We start from the raw sequence: 24,802 nt of genomic DNA on the forward strand, positions 1-24,802 counted from the left end.
GATTCGGGAGGAAAGAAAAATGAGAACGATAAAAGTAGGTTCCAGACGGAGCAAACTCGCTATGACCCAAACAAAATGGGTGATTCGCAAACTGAAGGAAATCAATCCTTCTTTTGCTTTTGACATAAAAGAAATCGTCACAAAGGGTGACCGGATCGTTGATGTTACCCTGTCAAAAGTGGGAGGGAAAGGGCTGTTTGTCAAAGAAATCGAACAAGCGCTTTTAAACGAAGACATTGATATGGCGGTTCACAGCATGAAGGATATGCCTGCCGTTTTGCCTGAAGGCCTTGTGATCGGCTGTATTCCTGAACGGGAAGATCCTCGTGACGCTCTTATTTCAAAGAATCGTGTAAAGCTTTCTGAATTGAAGGAAGGTGCTGTAATCGGCACAAGCAGTTTAAGAAGAAGCGCGCAGCTTTTGATTGAGCGCCCTGACATTACAATTAAATGGATTAGAGGTAATATAGATACGAGACTTCAAAAGCTGGAAAACGAAGATTATGACGCAATTATTTTAGCTGCAGCAGGGCTTTCCAGAATGGGCTGGAAGCAGGATGTCGTAACTGAATTTCTTGAGCCTGAGCGCTGTCTTCCGGCTGTTGGCCAAGGCGCTCTTGCAATTGAGTGCCGCGAATCCGATCGAGAGCTTTTAACGTTATTTTCTCAGTTTACGGATGAGTACACAAAACGGACTGTACTTGCAGAACGTGTCTACTTAAACGCGATGGAGGGCGGCTGTCAGGTGCCGATCGCCGGCTACTCGGTGATAAACGGCCAGGATGAAATTGAACTGACAGGGCTTGTGGCTTCGCCTGATGGAAAAATCATTTTCAAAGAAACCGTCACCGGAAACGATTCGGAGGAAGTCGGTAAGCGCTGTGCGGCTCTCATGACTGATAAAGGCGCTAAAGATTTAATCGATCGCGTAAAACGGGAGCTAGATGAGGATGGTAAATGATTTTCCTTTGAAAGGAAAAACAGTGCTTGTCACCCGAAATAAGACGCAGGCAAAATCGTTTCGGCAGAAAGTGGAGCAGCTTGGCGGAAAAGCGGTATTGGCCTCATTGATCACGTTTCGCCGAGCTCTGCCGAATGATCTGGCGGAACAGGTGCGAATAGATCTAACCATACCGGGCTGGCTTGTGTTTACGAGTGTAAATGGAGCGGATTTCTTTTTTTCTTATCTGAAAGAAAATCAGCTTATTGTTCCCGGTCATAAAAAAATTGCGGCTGTTGGTGAAAAAACCGCACGCCGTTTAGAATCGTACAACGTATCGGTTGATGTAATGCCTCATGACTATATTGCAGAACAATTGGCGGACGCTCTTAAGCAGCATGCCGAACCGTCAGAACGGATTTCAGTCATAAAAGGCAATTTATCTCGCGATGTGATAAAAAAAGAGCTTACGCCTCTTGGCTTTGAGGTGAAGGAATGGGTCGTATATGAAACTGTTCCTGATGAAGATGGCATCGAGGAATTAAAAAATGCCGCGAATCAGTATTCATTTGATTATGTGACATTTACAAGCTCATCAACCGTACATACATTTATGCATGTTCTGGGAGAAGGAATAAAAAAATGGCCGGCGCACCAGACGGACTGCATCAGCATCGGACCGCTAACGAGGGACGCTCTGCTATCGTACGGAATCACGTCGTATATGCCTGATACATTTACAATTGACGGCATGCTTGATTTAATGTGCCGCATGTCTAGAAAGGAAGATAGAATATGAGTCAATCATTTAACAGACACCGCCGTTTGCGGTCATCAAAAGCAATGAGAGAGATGGTGAAAGAAACTCGTCTGCATCCATCTGATTTTATTTATCCGATCTTTGTCGTTGAAGGTTTAGAAGGAAAAAAAGCTGTTCCTTCAATGCCTGATGTTTATCATGTATCTTTAGATCTATTAAAGGATGAAGTGGCTGAGCTGGTCAGTCTCGGAATTCAATCCGTCATTGTTTTCGGCATACCTGAAGAAAAAGATGATTGCGGAACGCAAGCTTACCATGACCACGGGATTGTGCAAGAAGCAATTGCCGAAATTAAAAAGCACTTCCCTGAGATGGTTGTCGTTGCTGATACATGCCTATGTGAATATACAGATCACGGACATTGCGGTCTCGTCAAAGACGGACAGATCCTGAATGATGAATCCTTGGAGCTATTGGCACAGACAGCTGTCAGCCAAGCAAAAGCCGGAGCGGATATCATTGCGCCTTCTAACATGATGGACGGATTTGTGACGGTTATCAGAGAAGCGTTAGATAAAGAAGGCTTCATCAATATTCCGATCATGTCTTACGCCGTGAAATATTCAAGTGAGTTTTACGGTCCGTTCCGTGATGCAGCAAACAGCACGCCTCAATTTGGCGACCGCAAAACGTATCAAATGGACCCTGCCAACCGTCTGGAAGCACTCCGTGAAGCCCAATCAGATGTTGAAGAAGGCGCGGACTTCCTGATTGTGAAACCTTCCCTTTCTTATATGGATATCATGCGGGATGTAAAAAATGAGTTTACATTGCCGCTTGTGGCTTATAATGTAAGCGGAGAGTATTCTATGGTGAAGGCTGCAGCTCAGAACGGCTGGATCAAGGAAAAAGAGATTGTCTTAGAAATTTTGACAAGCATGAAGCGTGCGGGTGCCGACCTGATTATTACGTATCATGCAAAAGACGCAGCAAAATGGCTTGCGGAGTAATTTTATTCAGTTGACAGGAGTTGAGGCAGATGAGAAGCTATGAAAAATCAAAAGCGGCTTTTAAAGAAGCGCAAAAACTCATGCCGGGCGGTGTAAACAGCCCCGTTCGCGCCTTTAAATCGGTAGACATGGACCCGATTTTTATGGAGCGCGGAAAAGGCTCTAAAATCTATGATATTGATGGAAATGAGTATATTGATTACGTCTTGTCATGGGGGCCTTTAATTTTAGGACACACAAATGACCGCGTTGTAGAGAGCCTCAAAAAAGTGGCTGAATACGGGACAAGCTTCGGAGCTCCGACTGAGGTGGAAAATGAATTGGCGAAGCTCGTCATTGACCGAGTGCCGTCAGTAGAAATTGTACGGATGGTCAGCTCGGGAACCGAGGCGACCATGAGCGCGCTTCGTTTGGCAAGAGGATATACAGGCCGCAATAAGATTTTAAAATTTGAGGGCTGCTACCATGGACACGGAGATTCTCTGCTGATTAAAGCGGGTTCAGGAGTGGCAACACTCGGTCTGCCTGACAGCCCGGGCGTACCTGAAGGAATAGCGAAAAACACCATCACCGTTCCGTACAATGATTTAGAAAGTGTAAAGCTTGCATTCCAACAGTTCGGTGAAGATATTGCAGGCGTCATCGTAGAACCGGTTGCCGGAAACATGGGAGTAGTTCCGCCGCAAGAAGGCTTCCTGCAAGGATTGCGTGATATTACTGAACAGTACGGCACGCTGCTGATTTTTGATGAAGTCATGACTGGCTTCCGGGTCGATTACAAATGCGCTCAAGGCTATTTCGGCGTAACGCCTGATCTGACTTGCTTAGGAAAAGTAATCGGGGGCGGACTGCCTGTCGGCGCTTATGGCGGTAAAGCCGAAATTATGGAGCGGATTGCTCCGAGCGGTCCGATTTATCAGGCAGGTACGCTGTCAGGCAACCCGCTTGCGATGACGGCTGGACTCGAAACATTAATGCAGCTCACGCCTGAATCATACAAGACCTTTATGAAAAAAGGTGACAGGCTGGAAGAAGGCATATCAAAAGCGGCAGAGGCGCACGGTATTCCGCATACCTTTAACCGCGCAGGTTCAATGATCGGTTTCTTCTTTACAAATGAACCTGTCATCAATTATGAAACAGCCAAAGCATCGGATTTGAAGCTGTTTGCCAAGTATTATAAAGGAATGGCAAACGAAGGTGTGTTCCTTCCGCCGTCTCAATTTGAAGGGCTTTTCCTCTCGACGGCTCATACTGATGAAGATATTGAAAAAACAATTCAGGCAGCTGAGAACGTATTCGCTGAGATCAGCCGCGGATAAGTACGATAAAAACCGGTATCAAGGACATCCTTGTACCGGTTTTTCTATGCTTCCCCATTCATATTTTCTCCATTTCATACATACACCTTTAGTGACATCTAATTTTAAGGATTAGATGAAAGGAGGATATGAACTTGCCGCAAAATCATCGATTGCAATTTTCTGTAGAAGAATCGATCTGTTTCCAAAAAGGACAGGAAGTTTCTGAACTGCTTTCCATTTCATTAGATCCTGATATTAGGGTTCAGGAAGTAAATGATTACGTTTCAATCAGAGGATCGCTTGAACTTACAGGTGAGTACAACATAGATCAGAGCAAAAATACTGAAGAGTTTTATACCGATAAGCGGTTTGTCGAAGAGGTCAGAACGAGAGAGGATGGAACTGCGGAACTGACTCATTGTTTTCCTGTCGATATTACCATCCCGAAAAATAAAGTCAGTCATTTACATGAAGTTTTTGTGTTTATTGATGCATTTGACTATCAACTAACAGACTCGCGCATCCTGACGATCCAGGCTGATTTAGCAATAGAAGGCCTTCTTGATGACACAGCAGACAGAGAGCAAGACATTCCTCTCTATGAAGCTCCTGATGAAGGTTTTTCTGAGCCGCCAGAGCTATTTGCTTTAGAAGCAGAGGACAGCGAAGAAGAAGCGCCAGCCGAGCCGCCGGAGCTTCTAGTCTCGGAAGCAGGGCTTCGTGAAGAGCAGGAAAATGAAGAGGAAGAAGCTGAGCGGTCAGAGCCATTGGCTTTGAAATCAGAGGACAGCGAAGATATAAAGGCGGAAGAAGCGCCAGCTGAGCCGCCAGAGCTTGTTGTCTCGGAAGCGAGGCTTCGTGAAGAGCAAGCAGATGAAGAGGAAGAAGCTGAGCGGTCAGAGCCATTGGCTTTGAAATCAGAGGACAGCGAAGATATAAAGGCGGAAGAAGCGCCAGCTGAGCCGCCAGAGCTTGTTGTCTCGGAAGCGGGGCTTCGTGAAGAGCAAGCAGATGAAGAGGAAGAAGCTGAGCGGTCAAAGCCATTGGCTTTGAAATCAGAGGACAGCGAAGATATAAAGGCGGAAGAAGCGCCAGCTGAGCCGCCGGAGCTTGTTGTCTCGGAAGCGAGGCTTCGTGAAGAGCAGGAAAATGAAGAGGAAGAAGCTGAGCGGTCAGAGCCATTGGCTTTAAAAGCAGAGGACAGCGAAGGTATAAAAGCGGAAGAAGCTGAGCGATCAGAGCCATTGGCTTTAAAAGCAGAGGACAGCGGCGGTATAAAAGCGGAAGAAGCACCAGCTGAGCCGCCGGAGCTTCTAGTCTCGGAAGCGAGGCTTCGTGAAGAACAGGAAAATGAAGAGGAAGAAGCTGAGCGATCAGAGCCATTGGCTTTAAAAGCAGAGGACAGCAAAGATATAAATGCGAAAGAAGCGAAGCCGCCGGAGCTCATTCTTTCAGAGGCAGAGCTTCGTGAGGAAGCGGAAACAATAGAAGCAGATTCCCCAAAGGCTGCTTCAGGAATAGAGATCCGCGAAAAAGCAGAGACGGAAGAAGAGCAGGCTGAACTGTCAAAACCGCTTGTTTCAGCGGCGGAAATATCACCTGCTGTAGAAGCTGAGCTTCAGCAAGAGGCTGAGCGTGGTGAAGAAAAAACAGAAAAGCCAGATTCTCCTATTCTTGAGCATGCTCTGCGTCAAGAATCCCAAAAAACAGAATCGGAGCTATCGGATCACATAGAGCCTGCACCTCGACAGGATGCAGAACAACCGGAGGAAGTCGAGGAAACTATACGTGAAGACGTTGTTTCTTTAGAAGGAAGCAGAGAGCAGGAAGAAGCGCCAGCTGCACTTTTAAAGGAAGAAGCAGCAGCTCCAACCCTGCATTTTAATCAAAAGATAAGTGCTGAAGAGGAATCTCAGGAAGAAGAGCTTACGCCGGCCTACCGTACCTTCCTGCCGGAACAAGATTCAGAAGAGCATTCCTTTTATTCAGCGCCTAAGCTGCTGGAGGAAGAAGAGCAGAAGAAAGAAAGCTTTGAAATTGAAGTGAGAAAAACACCTACACCTGAAGAACCTGAGGAAGAGGCGTCTTTTCATTCTTACCAGCTGCCAGACACTTCCGAACCTGAAAGGAAGGAAACAGATGCTATTGCTGGGGCTGTTCCTGCTGCTCAAACAAAGGGAACTGAAACAAAGGAAAATCATAATTCTCTTTATTTAACAAAACTCTTTACGAGAGAAGAGGATGAGTTTTCTAGAATGAAAATCTGTATTGTTCAGCAGGAAGATACCATTGAACGTTTATGCGAACGGTACGACATTACCTCCCAGCAGCTGATCAGGATGAATTCTTTGGCGCTGGATGATGAATTGAAAGCAGGGCAGATTCTTTATATCCCTCAATACAACAGCAGCCATGCGTAAGCCGTAAGCGATCGGAAAATGTGGTGAATGGAATGGAAGATGTCCAATCGGTTCTTCAGGAATACGGACTGACGGCTCAATTTATTGAGCCAGTCAGTTCTCGTGTGTGGAAAGTGTATTCAGATTATGGGGTATTTGCGCTGAAAAAAATGAAATCGGTTCGCGGCAAACATTTTACAGATCAAATGGTGGCAATTGAGGAAAAAGGCTTTCATTCCTTTGTTCCCATTTACAGAACAAATGGGGGAGAGTTTTTCTCCGGGGGCGTACAAACTGGAGACTCCTATTACTTAATGCCTTGGCTCCAATTTGACCAAGAGGAAGAGCGGGATCAGAAACATGCCTATCTATTTAGAGAAACAGCCCGCCTTCACGAGAGAACTGCGCAGGAAATCAAGGTCAGGCGTGAAGACATTGAACACCACTATGAACAAACGAGAAAAAAGTGGGAAAATGAAAAGGTCATTTATGAACAGTTTGTAGACAGAGCTGAGAAAGAATGGTACCTTTCCCCCTTTGAATTGCAGGCTGTAACCTATTATTCAGAAACCATTTCCGCCGTAAACTTTGCGCTTGAGCGGATTAAGGACTGGTATGAAACGGCAAAAGAAAAAGGCTCCTCAAGGGTTGTCATTACCCACGGCAGCCTGTCTATTCACCATTTTCTGTATAATGATGCAGGGACCGGATACTTTACGAATTTTGAGAGAGCGTCTGTGGGGCCGCCGCATAACGACTTGCTCGGCTTTTACACACGAATGTTCAGCGGTTTTCCAAAAGCTTGTCCGGAGTGTGTCGATTGGTTTTATGCATATACGAAAGCATTTCCTCTGCATGAGGCTGAAATCAGTCTTTTTCTCAGTTACATGGCTTATCCGGCAGCGGTGTACAAAGTGCTGAACCGCTATCAGACCGGGAAAAGACGGCGTGAAAAAGATGAATGTACACACTTATTAAAGGCATACTGGCAAATGAAAAATATTGAGCCGTTTGTGATGAAAATCCATCAAATTGAACAAGAGAAAAAATTTCAGGCGGAAAACGAGTCCACGTCTTAATTGGCGCGGACTTGTTTGTTTATATCCATTCCAAATGAAGCGCACAGGCTAACAGAATCAATATTGCGAGCAGCAAGACATCAAAGGTTGTCGGAAAGAAAATGGTTCTGATACCTTGGAAAATCGTAATCGGGATAATCACTTGCGCGGATACAAGCCGAATTTGCCTGACCCACGGCGGCAGGGAATAAGAGCTGAAACGTTTCTTCACGGTGCATCCTCCTCAACGCATTTACAAGCATCATATGTATACTTGGTCAATAGGTGCCTGCCCATCTTGTATAGGACGCAGTATTTTTGGAAAAGATGATTGACGAATCAAAAACACTTTTACTATAATAAAGAACATAAATAAAGTATATAATGAGCTGATAGATACACCTGCTTAGAACGGGAAGAGTACAAGAAAGACGCATGCAGAGAGAGGAGCCGCTTGCTGAAAGGCTTCTTATGTTGTCTGATTGGAAGGTCGCCCGGGAGCATAATTTCTTGAAAGAAGAGTAGAGAAATTCGGGAAACCCCCGTTATCCGTTGAAGCGCATGAACTGACAAAGTTCATGAAAAAAGGTGGTACCGCGAAAGAGCTTTTTCGTCCTTTTCCCAAGGATGAAGGGCTCTTTTTTCGTTCTCAGCCATTTTAAACATGCTGGAGGGTTATGATGGAAACGAATGAACAAACAATGCCGACGAAATACGATCCGGCTGCGGTTGAAAAAGACCGATATGATTTTTGGCTAAAAGGTAAGTTTTTTGAAGCAGGCAGCGATCAGACAAAGGAGCCGTACTCTGTCGTTATTCCGCCGCCAAACGTAACAGGAAGGCTTCACCTTGGCCACGCTTGGGATACAACGCTGCAAGACATTGTAACAAGAATGAAACGCATGCAGGGTTATGATGTACTGTGGCTTCCGGGTATGGACCACGCCGGTATTGCGACACAGGCTAAAGTTGAAGCGAAACTTCGTGAAGAAGGCACAAGCCGTTACGATTTAGGCCGTGAGAAATTCCTTGAAGAAACGTGGAAGTGGAAGGAAGAGTATGCTGACTTCATCCGCAGCCAGTGGGCGAAATTAGGGCTTGGCCTTGATTATTCCCGTGAGCGCTTCACGCTTGATGAAGGCTTAAACAGAGCGGTTCGCGAAGTGTTCGTCAAACTTTATGAAAAAGGCTTGATCTACAGAGGCGAATACATCATAAATTGGGACCCTGCAACAAAAACAGCTTTATCAGACATTGAGGTCATTTACAAGGATGTTCAAGGCGCGTTTTATCACATGAGCTATCCGCTTGCTGACGGATCAGGTTCAATTGAAATCGCGACGACACGTCCAGAAACGATGCTTGGTGATTCAGCCGTTGCGGTTCACCCTGAAGATGAGCGCTACAAGCACCTTATCGGAAAAACGGTTATTCTGCCTATCACAAATCGTGAAATACCGATTGTCGGCGATGACTATGTTGATATGGAATTTGGTTCAGGTGCGGTAAAAATTACGCCTGCCCACGATCCGAACGACTTCGAGCTGGGCAACCGTCATAACTTAGAGCGCATTCTTGTCATGAATGAAGACGGCACGATGAATGAAAATGCGCTGCAATATCAAGGCATGGATCGCTTTGAATGCCGCAAAAAGCTCGTTAAAGATTTACAGGAGGCAGGCGTTCTCTTCAAAATCGAGGATCATCTGCACTCTGTCGGGCATAGTGAACGAAGCGGAGCAGTTGTTGAACCTTATCTTTCTACCCAATGGTTTGTGCGCATGCAGCCGCTTGCTGATGCAGCAATAGAATTGCAGGAGAAAGAAGAAAAAGTCAACTTTGTTCCTGACCGCTTCGAAAAAACGTATTTGCATTGGATGGAAAATATCCGCGACTGGTGTATTTCCCGTCAATTATGGTGGGGCCACCGCATTCCTGCCTGGTATCATAAAGAAACAGGCGAGTTATATGTCGGTCTTGAAGCGCCGGAGGACAGCGAAAATTGGGAGCAGGATACAGACGTGCTGGATACATGGTTCAGTTCTGCGCTCTGGCCTTTCTCCACTATGGGCTGGCCTGATTTGACAGCTGAAGACTTTAAACGCTATTATCCGACTGACGTTCTCGTTACAGGCTACGACATCATTTTCTTCTGGGTGTCACGCATGATTTTCCAAGGGATTGAATTTACTGGCGAACGTCCGTTTAAAGATGTTTTAATCCATGGCTTAATCCGTGATGAGCAAGGCAGAAAAATGAGTAAATCTCTTGGCAACGGTGTCGATCCGATGGACGTGATTGACAAGTACGGAGCCGATTCTCTTCGCTATTTCCTGGCGACTGGAAGCTCTCCTGGCCAAGATCTTCGCTTCAGCTATGAAAAAGTGGAATCGACTTGGAATTTTGCCAATAAAATTTGGAACGCTTCTCGTTTCGCATTAATGAACATGGATGGCATGACATATGATGAGCTTGATCTTTCAGGTGAGAAATCAGTAGCTGACAAGTGGATTTTAACGCGTTTAAACGAAACGATCGAAAGTGTGACACAGCTAGCTGATAAATATGAATTTGGTGAAGTCGGCCGCCATTTATATAACTTTATTTGGGACGATTTCTGTGATTGGTATATTGAAATGGCGAAGCTTCCTCTATACGGAGAAGACGAAGCGGCTAAGAAAACAACCCGTTCCATTCTTGCTTATGTTCTGGACCAAACGATGCGCCTGCTCCATCCGTTTATGCCATTCTTAACGGAGGAAATTTGGCAGCACCTGCCTCACCAAGGAGAATCCATTACTGTAAGCACATGGCCTGCTGTTGTGCCTGAGCATACAGACACTGAAGCTGCTGCTGACATGAAGCTTCTCGTTGAACTGATCCGTTCTGTGCGTAATATCCGCAGCGAAGTAAACACACCGATGAGCAAGCAAGTTGAATTGTACATTAAAGCGAGCACGGACGAGGTCGCAGCCCGTCTCGAAGCAAACCGTTCTTATGTGGAACGCTTTACAAATCCGAGCGCGCTGAAAATCGGTACAGATATCGAAGCTGTTGATAAAGCAATGACGGCAGTTGTCACAGGAGCAGAGGTCATACTTCCGCTTGAAGGTTTAATTAATATCGATGAAGAAATCGCCCGTCTGCAAAAAGAATTCGATAAGCTGACGAAAGAAGTCGAGCGTGTCCAAAAGAAACTTGGAAACGAAGGATTTATAAAAAAAGCGCCTGCACACGTAATTGATGAAGAACGTGAGAAAGAGAAAGATTATGTGGCAAAGCGTGACGCTGTTCAAAAACGAATGGCTGAGCTGAAGGGCTAATGAAAAGCCGAGGCGGTTTCTTGAGAAACCGCCTTGTCTTATAAAAGAGGGGATTATCATTGTTTACTGCATATGAAGAAGCGCGCAGCTGGATTCACAGCCGTCTAAAATTCGGAGTGAAGCCCGGTCTTGATCGAATGAAGCAGCTGATGGCGCGATTGGACCATCCTGAAAAGAAAATCCGCGCGCTCCACGTGGCGGGAACAAACGGCAAAGGATCAACTGTCGCTTTTATCCGTTCTATGCTGCAAGAAGCGGGATACACTGTCGGTACGTTTACATCGCCTTATATCATCACATTTAATGAGCGCATCAGCGTAAACGGCACACCTATTACAGATGAGGAGTGGGTCACACTCGTTAATCAGGTGAAACCGATCGTTGAAGAGCTTGATCAAACTGAACACGGTCAGCCGACAGAATTTGAAATTATGACGGCTTGTGCATTTTTATATTTTGCTGCGTATCATCAGGTCGATTTTGTTATTTTTGAAACAGGTCTGGGCGGAAGGTACGATTCTACTAATGTTGTCGAGCCGCTTTTAACCGTCATCACAAGTATCGGACACGACCATATGAACATTTTAGGAAACACCATTGAAGAAATCGCAGGCGAAAAAGCCGGGATTATAAAAGAAGGCATTCCGATCGTGACAGCCGTTACCCAGCCGGAAGCCTTACAGGTAATCCAGCATGAAGCTGAGCGAAAATCTGCTCCTTTTCAGTCATTGCATGATACAAGCAGGATTTATAATGAAAAGGCTCTCCCTGCAGGAGAACAGTTTTCTTTAAAAACCGGAGAAACGTGTTATGAAGATATTCGAACATCTCTCATCGGTACGCATCAAAGACAAAATGCGGCATTGTCCATTTTGGCTGCCGAGTGGCTTAACAGGGAAAACATTGCTGAAATGAGTGATTCTGCGTTAAGAAGCGGGCTCGTAAAGGCTGCTTGGCCGGGCAGATTAGAGTTGGTTCAGGAACATCCGCCGGTATATTTAGACGGCGCCCATAATGAAGAAGGGATCGATAAGCTGACTGAAACGATGAAGCAGCGTTTCCCAGATTCCGATATTTGTGTGGTGTTCAGTGCGTTAAAGGATAAGCCGTATCATGACATGATTAAGAAACTGGAAACGATCGCGCACTCGATTCATTTTGCTTCTTTTGATTTTCCGCGTGCTTCTCTTGCGAAAGATCTGTATGATGCTAGTGAAATCAGCAGCAAAAGCTGGAATGAAGATCCGGAGCATGTGATCAAATTAATAGAAAGCAAAAAAGGCTCAAATGATATCGTGCTCATTACGGGATCACTTTATTTTATTTCTGACATTCGAAAAAGAATGCTGTAATGACTTTGGCCCGGCAGAATCAATAATGATATTCTGCCGGGATTTTTTCTGTCAAAATCTAAAATTGCTTATTATAGATCAATATGCTTGCTGTGCTACAATCCATAGCATAATCTAAAGAGAGTAAAGGTGTGTTGTCTATGATTCAGATTCTTTTTGTCCTCGGCCTTATCCTCGGTTCATTTTATTATACGGTTGGATGCCGTATCCCCTTGCACATATCCATCATAAGTCCGCGTTCAGCATGTTCCTTTTGCCGTCGAACCCTAACCCCGACGGAATTAATCCCTGTTTTATCTTTTATTCTGCAAAAAGGCAATTGCAAAAGCTGCGGCCAAAAGCTCTCTCTTATGTACCCGGCGGCAGAGCTCTCGACAGCGAGTTTATTTGCAGCCGCGGGATTTCGTTTTGGTTTGTCTTGGGAACTGATTGTTGCGTTGGTGTTTCTATCTCTTCTAATTATTGTTTCTGTGACAGATATTCACTTTATGCTGATTCCAAATCGCATATTGCTATTCTTTCTTCCCTTTCTGGCAGCTGGCAGAATCATTTCTCCGCTTCTTTCTTGGTATGAAGGCTTTATAGGCGCGGCTGCCGGTTTTCTTTTACTGGCCTTTATTGCCGTCATCACTCATGGAGGAATAGGGGGAGGGGATGTTAAATTATTTGCCGTTATCGGCCTTGTGCTTGGTGTGAAAATGCTTGCTGCCGCCTTTTTCTTTTCAGTTTTTATAGGCGCATTGTACGGAGCTGCCGCTGTACTGTTCGGAAGGCTGGCCAGAAAACAGCCGATTCCCTTTGCCCCGGCAATTGCGGCAGGAAGCATTTTCGCTTATTTATACGGTGACTCTATCATTTCCTTTTATGTCAAAACGGCGTTAGGCTGACTGATGAAAAATTTGACGAACGTTTTTTGGACAAGACGACAAAAGTCTTGTTCTTTTTTTTTTCGCCTGTGCTAAAGTGTGTAGCATGAAAAGCCACAAGAACGGTCACACAAATGAAGGGAGGAAGCAGAATTGAAAAAAAGGAAGCAAAAAAAAATCAGTAAAGCGGAAGAAAAAGCCCTTAAGGTGACGATTAATGGAAAAGAAGAAACAGTTTACGAGCAGGAGACACCGAAGACAGAGCAAGAAAAAAACATGACGTTTTCAAATTGGGAGGAAAAGAGAAAGGCGGAGCAGGAGGTTGCAGCCTCCCATGAACATCCTGATGAAGATGAATTTAACTGGGATTCAGAGGAGGATAAGGTGTTTAAAGATGATCCCAAAGTTGTTCCGCCCTATCAAAAGAAAAAATCGAAGCTCTATTCAAAAGGAAAGACAGGGACGGCCAAGCCGGTAAAAAGAGTGGCGGCAACGATTGCCTTTGCAGCGGTTTTAGGCACCGGCTTAGGGTTATTTGCATTAAATATATCAGGCAATAAAGAAGCGTCGGCGCCAGCCTCTTTAGATGCCTCTTTAGGCAGCCAGACGGCAAAAGCAGGAGATACAGCTGCGGAGAAACAAAGCACCGCCGGAGAAAAACAAGCGGCACAAACGGAAGGTACATATAAAACATATGCAGTGCAAGCAGGAAAGTTTTCAAATGAAAAGGGTGCAGAGACGTTAACTGAACAGCTGACTGAAAAAGGATATTCCGCCGTTTACCTGTCAAAGGATGACGGGTACACGTATGTCATCGCGGGCCTGGCAAGTGATAAGGCTGTATCACAGCAGGTAGGGCAGCTTTTAATCGACAGCGATTTTGAAGCCTGGGGGGGCAAGGAACTATCTTTATCAATAGAGTCGGATATGACAGATCCTTTCAAGAAAACAGCGGAGCTCTCAGCGAAGGCGATCCTGGGAGAAGATATTACAAAAGCGAGTGTTGAAAAAATAAAAAATTCGCTCGGTAAAACAGAAGCAGCTGAAACGGGAGAGAAAAAAGCAATTTTGCAGGCGTTAAAGGAATTAGAGGACCCAAGTGCTGAAGCCGGATGGAAGGCTCAGCAGCAGCTTTTAGCCGTAATTAAATAATAGAAAGTGCCTGAGCCTTCGTCCTTAGTGACAGGCTTTTTTTATTTTGTCATGAAAAAGTTATTTTTCTGAAATTGTGGCGAGCCTCGTGATTTGGTAGGATAAATGAGTATCTTTTTTTCTTAAGCAAACCCTGAAAGGATGACGAACATGGCTAAGCCGCTTATACTTGCATCACAATCTCCGCGAAGAAAAGAACTCCTCGATCTGCTTCAGATTCCCTACACCATTATTGTCAGTGAAGTAGAGGAAAAATTAAATCGAAACTTTTCACCTGAAGAAAACGTCCAATGGTTGGCAAAACAAAAAGCTAAGGCTGTGGCCGATCTCAATCCGGGCGCAATCGTAATCGGTGCTGATACAATGGTATGTCTTGACGGTGAGTGCCTAGGCAAACCGCAAGATCAAGAAGAAGCCGCTGCTATGCTCCGCAGGCTTTCCGGCCGTAGTCATTCAGTGATAACCGCTGTCAGTATTCAAGCTGCAAATCACAGCGAAACGTTCTATGATAAGACTGAGGTTGTGTTTTGGCCCCTCAGTGAAGAAGATATTTGGACTTATATTGAAACGAAAGAACCGATGGATAAAGCAGGTGCTTACGGCATCCAAGGAAAAGGCGCACTTTTTGTAAAAAAAATAGACGGAGATTATTATTCAGTCGTAGGGCTCCCTATATCAAAAACAATGAGAGTTCTGAAGGATTTTGATGTAGAAGCCTGACGATTTTTATAAACGGGAAGGGAAAGAAAAGGAGGGCTTGATCATACACGATCTGCCATTAAAACTCAGAGATTTCCCAAAGAAAGAAAAACCTAGAGAACGGCTGCTGAAAGTCGGAGCCGAGAACTTAGCAAACAACGAACTTTTGGCTATTTTATTGCGGACAGGCACAAAGAACGAATCTGTTATGAACCTTTCAAACAGGCTTCTGCGCTCGTTTGACGGGCTGCGTCTGCTGAAAGAAGCTTCCGTTGAGGAGCTGTCCAGCATCCCGGGAATCGGTCTGGTGAAGGCTGTGCAAATACTGGCAGCAGTTGAACTGGGAAGCCGTATTCATAAACTAGCCAATGAAGAACATTTTGTAATCCGCTCCCCGGAAGACGGCGCAAACCTGGTCATGGAGGATATGCGCTTTTTAACCCAGGAGCATTTTGTCTGTTTATATTTAAATACAAAAAACCAAGTCATCCATAAACGCACTGTTTTTATCGGAAGTCTGAATTCATCTATTGTCCACCCCCGGGAGGTATTTAAAGAAGCGTTCAAACGATCTGCCGCTTCCTTTATTTGTATCCACAATCATCCTTCGGGGGATCCGACGCCGAGCAGGGAAGATATTGAAGTGACAAGAAGGCTGTTTGAATGCGGAAACCTGATTGGCATCGAGCTGCTTGACCATTTGGTGATTGGCGACAAAAAATTTGTGAGTTTAAAGGAAAAAGGATATTTGTAACACTTTTTTTTTCGTCGAATTAAGCTATAATAGAGTTTATGAGTTTTTCCCTTTAGGGTATTTTTGCTTTAAGAAAGGAAGATACATACATATGTTTGGAATTGGTACAAGAGACCTTGGTATAGATCTTGGAACTGCGAATACGCTTGTTTTTGTGAAAGGTAAAGGAATTGTTGTGAGAGAGCCGTCAGTCGTTGCTCTGCAAACGGATACGAAATCGATTGTTGCTGTCGGAAATGATGCGAAAAATATGATCGGACGGACTCCTGGAAACGTAGTAGCTCTTCGCCCGATGAAAGACGGCGTTATCGCTGATTATGAAACGACGGCTACCATGATGAAATATTACATCAATCAGGCCATTAAAAATAAAGGCATGTTTGCCAGAAAACCTTATGTGATGGTTTGTGTGCCATCCGGCATTACTGCGGTTGAAGAGCGTGCTGTTATCGATGCGACAAGACAAGCCGGAGCGCGTGACGCGTATCCGATCGAAGAACCGTTTGCTGCGGCTATCGGCGCCAATCTGCCGGTTTGGGAACCGACTGGAAGCATGGTTGTTGATATCGGTGGCGGAACGACAGAAGTTGCGATTATTTCCCTCGGAGGTATTGTAACATCTCAATCCATCCGCGTTGCCGGTGATGAAATGGACGATGCGATTATCAACTACATCAGAAAAACATACAACCTGATGATCGGGGACCGCACTGCTGAAGCGATTAAAATGGATATCGGCTCTGCTGAATCCGCAGAAGAATCCGATAAAATGGAAATCCGCGGCCGTGACTTGCTGACAGGTCTGCCGAAAACGATCGAAATTACTGGAAAAGAAATTTCTAACGCTTTGCGTGACACTGTGTCAACTATTGTAGAGGCAGTGAAAAGCACACTTGAAAAAACACCGCCTGAGCTTGCCGCAGATATCATGGACAGAGGTATTGTGTTAACCGGTGGCGGAGCGCTTCTTCGTAATTTGGACAAAGTCATCAGCGAAGAAACAAAAATGCCGGTCCTTATCGCTGAAGACCCGCTTGATTGTGTAGCGATCGGTACAGGAAAAGCACTGGAGCACATCCATCTTTTCAAAGGAAAAACAAGATAACGGGAGTTCAATAGAAGAGGTGTAACACGATGCCGAATAAACGGTTAATGCTATTACTTCTGTGTATTATCATATTGGTGGCTATGATTGGATTTTCGCTGAAGGACGGCCGTAATACCACCTGGCCTGAGAAACTGATCGGTGATACGACGGGAGTATTTCAAAACATTTTTCATACGCCTGCCGAATTTTTTGCAGGGATATTTGAGAACGTTAGTGATTTAAAAAACACATACGAAGAAAACGAGCGTCTGAGAGAAAAGCTTGACGGACAGACAAAATATGAAGCCAAGCTCCAAGAACTTGAAGACGAAAACAAATCCTTGCGTGACGAACTCGGCCATGTGAAATCAATAAAAGATTACAAGCCGATTTTGGCGACAGTCATTGCCAGAAGTCCTGATAACTGGGCGAAGCAGGTGACTATTAACAAAGGGACTCAGCAAAACGTAGCGAAAGATATGGCTGTAACGAACGAAAAAGGCGCATTAATCGGGAAGATTAAAAGCTCCGGCCTTAATAACTTTACGTCTACGGTCCAGCTTTTAAGCGATACTGACCGGAATAACAGAGTCGCAACAACCATTTCCGGGAAAAAAGGCAGCAAAGGCTACGGTTTAATCGAAGGCTATGATAAAGACAAAAAACGGCTTAAGATGACCATAATCGAACGCAAGGATAAACAAGATGTGAAAAAAGGCGATCTGATCGAAACGTCGGGCACAGGAGGCGTATTTCCAGAAGGGCTGACAATCGGTGAAGTGACTGAGATCGAGTCTGACTCTTATGGATTAACGAAAGTTGCCTATGTAAAACCTGCGGCTGATCTTTCTGATTTAAATAATGTGATCGTTGTTAATCGTGATGTGCCGACTGTCGATACAGAGGAGGAAGGATCGTGAAACGTTTCCTTCTCCCTTTCGTTATGATGTTGGTTTTTTCGGCGGAAAGCATCTTTACTGATCTGGTGCATTTCCCGTTCGTCACGGATGACCAGGTGCTCGTCCCGCGTTTTCTGATGCTTGTGCTGATTTTTATGTCGGCTTTTATCAATCAAAAACACGCGGTGATCTACGGTTTTATTTTCGGCTTTCTATATGATATGAATTATACAAGTCTATTAGGTGTTTATATGTTTGGCTTTGCGGGGCTAAGCTATTTGGCATCAAAAGCGTTTAAAGTGCTGCACACAAACGCTTTTGTCGTCATCCTGATTGCTGTTCTTGCAGTTTGCCTGCTTGAATTTTATGTATTCGGCATTCAGTCGCTGATTCACAAAGACATTATGACGTTTAATGGCTTTGTGCTAGACCGGTTTATACCGACAGTTTTATTAAATATGATAAGCGCACTCATCCTGGTTCTCCCATTTAGATTATTTTTTATGAGTCTAAAGAAAGAATTGAGAGATGAGTAAAAAGGATTTTATCTTTTTTTGACGAAATGAGTATGTTGTTGAGGTGAATATTGTGAAGACCAAAAAGCAGCAATATGTAACGATAAAAGGAACAAAGAATGGTTTGACATTGCATCTTGATGATGCATGTTCTTTTGATGAGCTTCTCGATGGTCTTCAGAATATGCTGTCAATTGAACAATATACAGATGGAAAAGGCCAGAAAATCAGCGTTCACATTAAGCTGGGCAATCGCTGCTTATATCAGGAGCAAGAGGAACAGCTGACCGAATTAATTGCGTCAAAGAAAGATTTGTTTGTTCATTCTATTGAGAGTGAAGTCATTACTAAAAAAGAAGCACAGCGTATGAAAGAGGAAGCTGAAATTATTTCTGTTTCAAAAATTGTCCGTTCAGGCCAAGTGCTCGAGGTGAAGGGCGATTTGCTTCTAATCGGAGATGTGAACCCGGGCGGGACAGTCAGAGCCGGCGGAAACATTTTTGTTTTGGGTTCGCTGAAAGGGATTGCCCACGCCGGATTTAACGGAAATAATCATGCGGTCATTGCTGCCTCTGAAATGCTGCCGACACAGTTAAGAATCAATCACGTGTTAAATCGCTCCCCAGACCACATTCAAAAAGGGAACGAAATGGAATGTGCTTATTTAGATACAGACGGAAATATGGTCATTGAACGCCTTCAACATTTGGCTCATTTAAGACCTGATCTAACAAGGCTTGAGGGAGGAATGTGAATTGGGTGAGGCTATCGTAATAACTTCGGGAAAAGGCGGAGTAGGTAAAACAACAACATCTGCTAACCTCGGTACCGCCTTAGCCATTTTAGGGAAGCGTGTATGTTTAGTAGATACTGATATAGGACTGCGCAACCTGGATGTAGTAATGGGTCTTGAAAATAGAATTATTTATGATCTCGTAGACGTTGTAGAGGGCAGATGTAAAATGCATCAGGCGCTCGTAAAGGATAAACGTTTTGATGATTTGCTCTATTTAATGCCCGCTGCTCAAACGAGCGATAAAACGGCTGTTGCTCCTGAACAAATTAAAACTATGGTCCAAGAGCTCAAGCAGGAATTTGATTATGTCATCATAGACTGCCCCGCAGGAATTGAGCAAGGATACAAAAACGCCGTTTCCGGGGCTGACAAGGCGGTAGTGGTCACAACGCCTGAAATTTCAGCTGTGCGAGATGCTGATCGCATTATAGGGCTTTTGGAACAAGAAGAAAATATTGAACCGCCGCGGCTCGTCGTAAACAGAATCAGAAATCACCTGATGAAAAACGGTGACACGATGGATATCGATGAAATCGTTCAGCATTTGTCGATTGATTTGCTCGGTATCGTTGCCGATGATGATGAAGTGATTAAGGCATCTAACCATGGCGAACCGATTGCAATGGACCCTAAAAATCGCGCCTCCATCGCATATCGCAATATTGCCCGCCGCATTTTAGGCGAATCTGTTCCTTTGCAGGTGCTTGAAGAGCAAAACAAGGGAATGATGGCTAAGATTAAGTCATTTTTCGGAGTAAGATCATAATTTCATAGAATAAAAGAGAAGAATCTGACAAAGCAAATGCTGTGTCAGATTTTTTTGTTTCTGACTGCTCTGTGCTGAAGGTAAATCGAATAATTGCCGTGGACAAGACATATGATGTACAAACCCAACGAATGCAAAGGATGATGGCAATGAGTCACAGAGCAGATGAAATCAGAAAACGATTAGAGAAAAGAAGGAAACAGGTTTCCGGCTCAAAACGTTTCCCTACTCAGACAGGTTCCGAAAAGCAAAAACCGCCGTCCTGGGTCATGATGTCTGATCAGGAAAAACATGGAACCCTCCCGGTATATGAAGATGGCAATTCGAATTTCAGCGGAAGACACCCTTTGGTGAAAACAGACTCAATTATTCTGAAATGTCTTCTATCGGCCTGCCTTGTTCTTGTTTCTGCCATAGCCTATAAAACAAATATTGGACCCGTCAGCCAGATCAAGCCGGTCGTTGCACAAACCTTCGAAACAGAATTTCAATTTGCTTCAGCAAGCCATTGGTTTGAAACGAAATTTGGCAGCCCGCTTGCATTTCTCGCTCCTGAAAAGAAAAATAAGGAACAGCAGGTTGAAGTGGGTCAGGATCTCGTCGCACCCGCATCTGGTAAAGTTCAGCAGGATTTTCAGGACAACGGGGAAGGCATTAAAGTCGAAACAAGCAGCGATACAATCGATTGTATAAAAGAAGGCTATGTTGTTGAAGTCAGTAAAGATGGTGAGACGGGGCTGACAGTGAAAGTGCAGCATGCTGACAATACCTACAGCATTTATGGTGAACTGAAAGACGTGGATGTCGCTTTATATGATTTTGTAGATAAAGGCAAAAAGCTCGGTTCGATTAAACTCGATGATCATAACAAAGGGCTCTATTATTTTGCCATGAAAGACGGCGACAAATTTATTGATCCGATTCAGGTGATCTCATTTGAATAAATGGCTTGACCTCATCTTGAAAATTCATGTTCATCCTTTTCTTTGGATTATCATGGCGCTGGGGCTGATTACAGGGCATATGAAAGCATTGCTGTGTTTGCTTGTGATTGTTCTGATCCATGAGCTGGGGCATGCCGCTCTGGCCGTGTTTTTTTCTTGGAGAATCAAGCGTGTTTTTTTGCTGCCATTTGGAGGAACAGTTGAAGTGGAAGAGCACGGAAATCGGCCGTTAAAGGAAGAGTTTGCGGTTATTATTGCCGGACCTCTTCAGCACATTTGGCTTCAGCTTGCGGCTTGGATGATTGCAGGCCTCTCAATAATTGATCAGCAGACCTTTGAACTGTTTACATTTTATAATCTATCTATTTTATTTGTGAATCTGCTGCCGATTTGGCCGCTTGATGGCGGCAAGCTGTTATTTTTAATTTTTTCAAAGCATCTGTCTTTTCAAAAAGCGCACCGGCTGAATCTGAAGACTTCACTTGTGTGCTGCCTGCTTCTCGCATGCTGGGTTTTATTTGCGGTTCCTCTGCAAATCAGCGCATGGGTTTTGTTTGTCTTTCTGGCTGTTTCTCTGTTTGAGGAGTACAGGCAAAGACACTACATCCATGTGAGGTTTCTCCTGGAAAGATATTATGGGAAAAACCGTGAGCTTGAAAAATTGCTACCGCTTACCGTTAATGCTGAGGACAAAGTCTATCATGTCATGGCGGAATTCAAACGAGGCTGTAAGCATCCTATTATTATAGAAAAATCCGGAGAGAAGCTAAGCCAGCTGGATGAGAATGAAGTGCTGCATGCCTACTTTGCTGATAAGCGGACAAATTCCTCTATGGAAGAGCTGCTGCTCCCTTATTAAAATCGATTGACAAACGCCTTGTATTCTGATATATTTTTTAATGTTATGGATGTAGCACCAATGCTACAACCGCTCAGTACAGGTGTTAAGAGTTGTTTTACAGCCCCCTGGTATCTGGCGAGTCTTAGTCTAATAGGAGGTGCAGAGAATGTACGCAATCATTAAAACAGGCGGTAAACAAATTAAAGTTGAAGAAGGCCAAACTGTTTACATCGAGAAACTTGCTGCTGAAGCAGGTGAAACAGTTACTTTTGAAGACGTTTTGTTTGTTGGCGGAGACAATGTGAAAGTCGGCAACCCTACAGTTGAAGGCGCAACAGTAACGGCTAAAGTTGAAAAACAAGGCCGCGCGAAAAAAATCACTGTTTTCAGATACAAAGCAAAGAAAAACGTTCATAAAAAACAAGGTCATCGTCAGCCTTACACTAAAGTGACGATCGAAAAAATCAACGCGTAAGCATGATTCAGGCAACAATCAGACGGTCCCGTACTGACAAAAGCTTATTGTCTTTTGAAATGACGGGCCACGCCAACTTTGCTGAACATGGACAAGATCTCGTTTGTGCCGGAGTAACAGCCGTTGTGTTTGGATCCGTTAACGCGGTCATCGCGCTGGCGGGCTTCGAGCCGCTTCTTGATATAGGAGAAGACGGGGGTTATTTCTACTTTGAATTCCCTGAATCTCTTGATCCGGAGGCGCGCCAAAAAGCTCAGTTGCTGATTGAAGGCATGATTGTTTCGTTAGAGACAATTGAGCGGGATTATAAAGATCACTTGCGTGTGACCACAAACATAATATAGGAGGTGAGCTACATGCTTAGATTAGATCTTCAGTTTTTCGCTTCTAAAAAAGGAGTAGGTTCTACAAAGAACGGACGTGACTCTGAGGCTAAACGTTTAGGTGCTAAACGTGCTGACGGTCAATTCGTAACAGGCGGTTCTATCCTTTACCGTCAACGCGGAACAAAAATTTACCCAGGTGAAAACGTGGGCCGCGGCGGAGATGACACTCTTTTTGCGAAAATCGACGGAACTGTTAAATTCGAACGTTTCGGCCGTGACCGCAAAAAAGTGAGCGTATATCCTGTAGCTCAATAATGATTCAAAAACTCCGGTCGATGATGACTGGAGTTTTTTTTGCAATATGCGGAGTAAGCATCAAGAATGTTATGCAGAGTATGTGCGAGCAGACCCCGCCAAGAATGAGAACGAATGTCTCAAACCCACTGGATATGTTCCCCAAGCAGTAATACATAAAATGTTCTGCCTGGCTGAAAATCAACCGAAGCCAGAAAAAAGGAACATGATATTTCTGGGAAAAACAATTGTTTTTCTATCAAAGCCTTCTCTGTTATAATTCATAATACACACTTATACAGACTCCTAAATAAGAAATCAAATGATTGGGAGTGCGAAAATGAAGGATGTTTCAAAAAATCAAGAAGAAAATATAAGCGATACGGCTTTAACAAATGAACTGATTCATCTTCTTGGCCATTCCCGGCATGATTGGATGAATAAGCTGCAGCTAATTAAAGGAAACTTAAGCTTGCAGAAGTATGACCGCGTCTTTGAAATCATTGAAGAAATGGTGATAGACGCTAAGCACGAATCAAAGCTCTCAAACCTGAAAACACCGCATTTAGCGTTTGATTTTCTTACGTTTAATTGGAAAGCCCAATGTATGACACTTGAATATGAAGTTCTCGGGGAAATTAAGGATTTGTCAGCTTATGATCAAAAATTGGCGAAACTGATGAGAAAGCTGTTTGATCTGTTTGAACAAGCAGTCACTAGAGGCAGTGAAAATCATTTAACCGTTTCGCTTCAAACCGATCATCCTGACAGACAGCTGATTCTGTACCTTGATTTTCACGGCACTTTTGCCAATATATCTGCCTTTGACGATTTTCGGCAAAATGGATATGAGGACTTTGATATCATGCGTTTTGAGATCACAAGTCACGAATGTCTGATTGAAATTGGGTTGAACTAGCGGAGTTTTTTAACGGTTTAGAACGGAGGACATTATGTTTGTAGATCAGGTGAAAGTGTATGTAAAAGGCGGCGACGGAGGCAACGGGATGGTTGCGTTTCGCCGTGAAAAATATGTGCCGAAAGGCGGCCCTGCCGGCGGCGACGGCGGAAAAGGAGGAGACGTCGTTTTTGAAGTGGACGAAGGTCTCCGTACTCTTATGGATTTTAGATATAAAAAACACTTTAAAGCGATTCGCGGCGAGCATGGCATGTCAAAAAACCAGCATGGACGAAATGCTGATGATATGGTCATTAAAGTTCCGCCTGGCACTGTTGTGACAGACGATGATACAAAACAGGTCATTGCCGATTTAACCGAACATGGACAGCAGGCTGTCATCGCAAGGGGCGGAAGAGGCGGAAGAGGGAACTCACGCTTTGCCACACCGGCGAACCCCGCACCTCAGCTCTCAGAAAACGGTGAACCGGGAAAAGAACGCTATGTTGTTCTTGAATTAAAAGTGCTTGCAGACGTCGGGCTTGTCGGGTTCCCAAGTGTAGGAAAATCGACTTTGTTGTCCGTCGTTTCATCTGCAAAACCGAAAATTGCGGATTATCATTTTACGACACTTGTTCCGAATCTTGGCATGGTCGAAACAGATGATGGACGGAGCTTCGTTATAGCCGATTTGCCTGGACTGATTGAAGGGGCTCATCAAGGCGTCGGGCTTGGCCACCAATTTTTGCGCCATATTGAGCGGACCCGTGTTATCGTTCATGTCATTGATATGTCCGGCTTGGAAGGCCGCGATCCGTATGAGGATTATGTGACAATTAATCAGGAATTGAGCGAGTACAATTTGCGTCTCACTGAGCGCCCGCAAATTATTGTCGCAAATAAAATGGACATGCCGCAGGCGGCGGAAAATCTTGAAGGGTTTAAAGAAAAGCTGACGGATGATTATCCGGTGTTCCCGGTCAGTGCAGTGACAAGAGAAGGTCTTCGCGAGCTTCTGTATGAAGTTGCCAATCAGCTGGAAAACACTCCGGAATTCCCGCTGTATGACGAGGAAGAGCTTACGCAAAACCGTGTTATGTACACGATGGAGAATGAAGAAGTGCCATTCAGCATCACGCGAGATCCTGACGGAGTCTTTGTGCTTTCAGGAGACAGTCTTGAGCGGTTATTCAAGATGACTGATTTCTCACGTGATGAATCTGTTAAACGATTTGCAAGACAGATGCGGGGAATGGGTGTTGATGAAGCACTCAGAGAACGCGGGGCCAAAGACGGAGACATTATCAGACTTCTTGAATTCGAATTTGAATTTATTGATTAATG

Annotated in this window: 26 protein-coding genes and 2 other annotated features; of the genes, 24 read left to right on the plus strand and 2 right to left on the minus strand. The window is 44.4% G+C overall.

Annotated elements, in window-relative coordinates:
* Nucleotides 1-19 precede the first annotated feature (19 nt).
* The 6 genes from hemC to cotN all read left to right on the plus strand — a co-directional run bounded on the left by hemC (nucleotide 20) and on the right by cotN (nucleotide 7,492).
* Nucleotides 20-961, plus strand: coding sequence for a hydroxymethylbilane synthase (hemC, locus tag KXD37_RS01520; RefSeq protein WP_188323191.1), 942 nt, complete (start codon nucleotides 20-22; stop codon nucleotides 959-961).
* Complete coding sequence (gene hemD, locus KXD37_RS01525) at nucleotides 951-1,739, plus strand: uroporphyrinogen-III synthase (RefSeq protein ID WP_188323190.1); 789 nt, start codon at nucleotides 951-953, stop codon at nucleotides 1,737-1,739. Before hemC ends, hemD begins: the two co-directional genes overlap by 11 nt.
* Nucleotides 1,736-2,710, plus strand: coding sequence for a porphobilinogen synthase (gene hemB, locus KXD37_RS01530; RefSeq protein ID WP_024122369.1), 975 nt, complete (start codon nucleotides 1,736-1,738; stop codon nucleotides 2,708-2,710). Before hemD ends, hemB begins: the two co-directional genes overlap by 4 nt.
* Nucleotides 2,711-2,739: 29 nt before the next feature.
* Nucleotides 2,740-4,032: a glutamate-1-semialdehyde 2,1-aminomutase gene (hemL, locus tag KXD37_RS01535; RefSeq protein WP_127696687.1), complete on the plus strand. Its 1,293-nt coding sequence runs from the start codon at nucleotides 2,740-2,742 to the stop codon at nucleotides 4,030-4,032.
* Between the two features lie 134 nt (nucleotides 4,033-4,166).
* Nucleotides 4,167-6,434: a LysM peptidoglycan-binding domain-containing protein gene (locus tag KXD37_RS01540; RefSeq protein WP_263463214.1), complete on the plus strand. Its 2,268-nt coding sequence runs from the start codon at nucleotides 4,167-4,169 to the stop codon at nucleotides 6,432-6,434.
* 32 nt (nucleotides 6,435-6,466) lie between these two features.
* Complete coding sequence (cotN, locus tag KXD37_RS01545) at nucleotides 6,467-7,492, plus strand: spore coat protein CotN (protein WP_263463215.1); 1,026 nt, start codon at nucleotides 6,467-6,469, stop codon at nucleotides 7,490-7,492.
* A 19-nt stretch (nucleotides 7,493-7,511) separates the two neighbouring features.
* On the opposite strand, the gene KXD37_RS01550 is transcribed toward cotN, so the two are convergent.
* Nucleotides 7,512-7,703: a hypothetical protein gene (locus KXD37_RS01550; protein WP_024122364.1), complete on the minus strand. Its 192-nt coding sequence runs from the start codon at nucleotides 7,701-7,703 to the stop codon at nucleotides 7,512-7,514.
* A gap of 166 nt (nucleotides 7,704-7,869) precedes the next feature.
* Nucleotides 7,870-8,092: a binding site (T-box leader), on the plus strand.
* A gap of 59 nt (nucleotides 8,093-8,151) precedes the next feature.
* On the opposite strand from KXD37_RS01550, the gene valS reads away from it, so the two are divergent.
* The 16 genes from valS to rpmA all read left to right on the plus strand — a co-directional run bounded on the left by valS (nucleotide 8,152) and on the right by rpmA (nucleotide 22,581).
* Complete coding sequence (valS, locus tag KXD37_RS01555; RefSeq protein ID WP_103672514.1) at nucleotides 8,152-10,794, plus strand: valine--tRNA ligase; 2,643 nt, start codon at nucleotides 8,152-8,154, stop codon at nucleotides 10,792-10,794.
* A gap of 59 nt (nucleotides 10,795-10,853) precedes the next feature.
* Nucleotides 10,854-12,146 (plus strand): bifunctional folylpolyglutamate synthase/dihydrofolate synthase, encoded by a 1,293-nt coding sequence (locus KXD37_RS01560; RefSeq protein ID WP_151174403.1) that lies wholly within the window; start codon nucleotides 10,854-10,856, stop codon nucleotides 12,144-12,146.
* Nucleotides 12,147-12,286: 140 nt separating this feature from the next.
* Nucleotides 12,287-13,033 carry a prepilin peptidase gene (locus KXD37_RS01565; RefSeq protein ID WP_127696691.1) on the plus strand — a complete coding sequence of 249 codons (747 nt, stop codon included), beginning with the start codon at nucleotides 12,287-12,289 and terminating at the stop codon, nucleotides 13,031-13,033.
* A gap of 132 nt (nucleotides 13,034-13,165) precedes the next feature.
* Nucleotides 13,166-14,164 carry an SPOR domain-containing protein gene (locus KXD37_RS01570; RefSeq protein ID WP_106020200.1) on the plus strand — a complete coding sequence of 333 codons (999 nt, stop codon included), beginning with the start codon at nucleotides 13,166-13,168 and terminating at the stop codon, nucleotides 14,162-14,164.
* Between the two features lie 150 nt (nucleotides 14,165-14,314).
* On the plus strand, nucleotides 14,315-14,884 hold the full coding sequence (locus tag KXD37_RS01575; protein ID WP_024122358.1) for a Maf family nucleotide pyrophosphatase: 570 nt from the start codon (nucleotides 14,315-14,317) through the stop codon (nucleotides 14,882-14,884).
* A gap of 37 nt (nucleotides 14,885-14,921) precedes the next feature.
* The gene (gene radC / locus KXD37_RS01580) at nucleotides 14,922-15,617 is read left to right on the plus strand and encodes a RadC family protein (protein ID WP_024122357.1); all 696 of its coding nucleotides are present in this window, start codon (nucleotides 14,922-14,924) and stop codon (nucleotides 15,615-15,617) included.
* Nucleotides 15,618-15,708: 91 nt separating this feature from the next.
* Nucleotides 15,709-16,722, plus strand: coding sequence for a cell shape-determining protein MreB (mreB, locus tag KXD37_RS01585; protein WP_010335164.1), 1,014 nt, complete (start codon nucleotides 15,709-15,711; stop codon nucleotides 16,720-16,722).
* A 29-nt stretch (nucleotides 16,723-16,751) separates the two neighbouring features.
* Nucleotides 16,752-17,624, plus strand: coding sequence for a rod shape-determining protein MreC (gene mreC, locus KXD37_RS01590; protein WP_188323188.1), 873 nt, complete (start codon nucleotides 16,752-16,754; stop codon nucleotides 17,622-17,624).
* Entirely contained in the window at nucleotides 17,621-18,139 is a 519-nt protein-coding gene (gene mreD, locus KXD37_RS01595; RefSeq protein WP_010335162.1) for a rod shape-determining protein MreD, read from the plus strand. Before mreC ends, mreD begins: the two co-directional genes overlap by 4 nt.
* Before the next feature lie 52 nt (nucleotides 18,140-18,191).
* Nucleotides 18,192-18,872: a septum site-determining protein MinC gene (minC, locus tag KXD37_RS01600; protein ID WP_024122354.1), complete on the plus strand. Its 681-nt coding sequence runs from the start codon at nucleotides 18,192-18,194 to the stop codon at nucleotides 18,870-18,872.
* Between the two features lies 1 nt (nucleotide 18,873).
* Nucleotides 18,874-19,680, plus strand: a complete 807-nt coding sequence (minD, locus tag KXD37_RS01605; protein WP_024122353.1) for a septum site-determining protein MinD — start codon at nucleotides 18,874-18,876, stop codon at nucleotides 19,678-19,680.
* A 149-nt stretch (nucleotides 19,681-19,829) separates the two neighbouring features.
* The gene (locus KXD37_RS01610; protein ID WP_024122352.1) at nucleotides 19,830-20,624 is read left to right on the plus strand and encodes a M23 family metallopeptidase; all 795 of its coding nucleotides are present in this window, start codon (nucleotides 19,830-19,832) and stop codon (nucleotides 20,622-20,624) included.
* Nucleotides 20,617-21,483: a M50 family metallopeptidase gene (locus tag KXD37_RS01615; RefSeq protein ID WP_044154177.1), complete on the plus strand. Its 867-nt coding sequence runs from the start codon at nucleotides 20,617-20,619 to the stop codon at nucleotides 21,481-21,483. Before KXD37_RS01610 ends, KXD37_RS01615 begins: the two co-directional genes overlap by 8 nt.
* Before the next feature lie 57 nt (nucleotides 21,484-21,540).
* Nucleotides 21,541-21,618: a sequence feature (ribosomal protein L21 leader region), on the plus strand.
* A 13-nt stretch (nucleotides 21,619-21,631) separates the two neighbouring features.
* Nucleotides 21,632-21,940, plus strand: coding sequence for a 50S ribosomal protein L21 (gene rplU / locus KXD37_RS01620; RefSeq protein ID WP_003222620.1), 309 nt, complete (start codon nucleotides 21,632-21,634; stop codon nucleotides 21,938-21,940).
* Between the two features lie 2 nt (nucleotides 21,941-21,942).
* Nucleotides 21,943-22,284 carry a ribosomal-processing cysteine protease Prp gene (locus KXD37_RS01625; RefSeq protein WP_069487111.1) on the plus strand — a complete coding sequence of 114 codons (342 nt, stop codon included), beginning with the start codon at nucleotides 21,943-21,945 and terminating at the stop codon, nucleotides 22,282-22,284.
* Nucleotides 22,285-22,296: 12 nt separating this feature from the next.
* The gene (rpmA, locus tag KXD37_RS01630; RefSeq protein ID WP_003222623.1) at nucleotides 22,297-22,581 is read left to right on the plus strand and encodes a 50S ribosomal protein L27; all 285 of its coding nucleotides are present in this window, start codon (nucleotides 22,297-22,299) and stop codon (nucleotides 22,579-22,581) included.
* Between the two features lie 119 nt (nucleotides 22,582-22,700).
* Here the strand turns inward: rpmA and KXD37_RS01635 are convergent, their stop codons facing one another.
* Entirely contained in the window at nucleotides 22,701-22,823 is a 123-nt protein-coding gene (locus tag KXD37_RS01635) for a hypothetical protein (RefSeq protein ID WP_125825434.1), read from the minus strand.
* A gap of 77 nt (nucleotides 22,824-22,900) precedes the next feature.
* Here KXD37_RS01635 and KXD37_RS01640 point away from each other — a divergent pair, with 77 nt between their 5' ends.
* Both KXD37_RS01640 and obgE read left to right on the plus strand, forming a co-directional pair.
* Complete coding sequence (locus KXD37_RS01640) at nucleotides 22,901-23,479, plus strand: sporulation initiation phosphotransferase B (protein ID WP_095714292.1); 579 nt, start codon at nucleotides 22,901-22,903, stop codon at nucleotides 23,477-23,479.
* Between the two features lie 34 nt (nucleotides 23,480-23,513).
* Nucleotides 23,514-24,800 carry a GTPase ObgE gene (gene obgE, locus KXD37_RS01645; RefSeq protein ID WP_024122348.1) on the plus strand — a complete coding sequence of 429 codons (1,287 nt, stop codon included), beginning with the start codon at nucleotides 23,514-23,516 and terminating at the stop codon, nucleotides 24,798-24,800.
* Nucleotides 24,801-24,802: the final 2 nt, after the last annotated feature.

The organism is Bacillus sp. XT-2, from assembly GCF_025696525.1.
In the GTDB taxonomy this organism is placed as follows: Bacteria; Bacillota; Bacilli; order Bacillales; family Bacillaceae; genus Bacillus; species Bacillus halotolerans.

Bases quoted from the DNA above. Each gene is read 5' to 3' on its own strand.
- rpmA (WP_003222623.1), top strand. From the start codon at position 22,297: ATGCTTAGATTAGATCTTCAGTTTTTCGCTTCTAAAAAAGGAGTAGGT.
- mreB (WP_010335164.1), top strand. From the start codon at position 15,709: ATGTTTGGAATTGGTACAAGAGACCTTGGTATAGATCTTGGAACTGCG.
- valS (WP_103672514.1), top strand. From the start codon at position 8,152: ATGGAAACGAATGAACAAACAATGCCGACGAAATACGATCCGGCTGCG.
- hemL (WP_127696687.1), top strand. From the start codon at position 2,740: ATGAGAAGCTATGAAAAATCAAAAGCGGCTTTTAAAGAAGCGCAAAAA.
- KXD37_RS01565 (WP_127696691.1), top strand. From the start codon at position 12,287: ATGATTCAGATTCTTTTTGTCCTCGGCCTTATCCTCGGTTCATTTTAT.
- hemB (WP_024122369.1), top strand. From the start codon at position 1,736: ATGAGTCAATCATTTAACAGACACCGCCGTTTGCGGTCATCAAAAGCA.
- KXD37_RS01575 (WP_024122358.1), top strand. From the start codon at position 14,315: ATGGCTAAGCCGCTTATACTTGCATCACAATCTCCGCGAAGAAAAGAA.
- rplU (WP_003222620.1), top strand. From the start codon at position 21,632: ATGTACGCAATCATTAAAACAGGCGGTAAACAAATTAAAGTTGAAGAA.
- obgE (WP_024122348.1), top strand. From the start codon at position 23,514: ATGTTTGTAGATCAGGTGAAAGTGTATGTAAAAGGCGGCGACGGAGGC.
- KXD37_RS01625 (WP_069487111.1), top strand. From the start codon at position 21,943: ATGATTCAGGCAACAATCAGACGGTCCCGTACTGACAAAAGCTTATTG.
- hemC (WP_188323191.1), top strand. From the start codon at position 20: ATGAGAACGATAAAAGTAGGTTCCAGACGGAGCAAACTCGCTATGACC.
- KXD37_RS01640 (WP_095714292.1), top strand. From the start codon at position 22,901: ATGAAGGATGTTTCAAAAAATCAAGAAGAAAATATAAGCGATACGGCT.
- mreC (WP_188323188.1), top strand. From the start codon at position 16,752: ATGCCGAATAAACGGTTAATGCTATTACTTCTGTGTATTATCATATTG.
- cotN (WP_263463215.1), top strand. From the start codon at position 6,467: ATGGAAGATGTCCAATCGGTTCTTCAGGAATACGGACTGACGGCTCAA.
- hemD (WP_188323190.1), top strand. From the start codon at position 951: ATGGTAAATGATTTTCCTTTGAAAGGAAAAACAGTGCTTGTCACCCGA.
- KXD37_RS01610 (WP_024122352.1), top strand. From the start codon at position 19,830: ATGAGTCACAGAGCAGATGAAATCAGAAAACGATTAGAGAAAAGAAGG.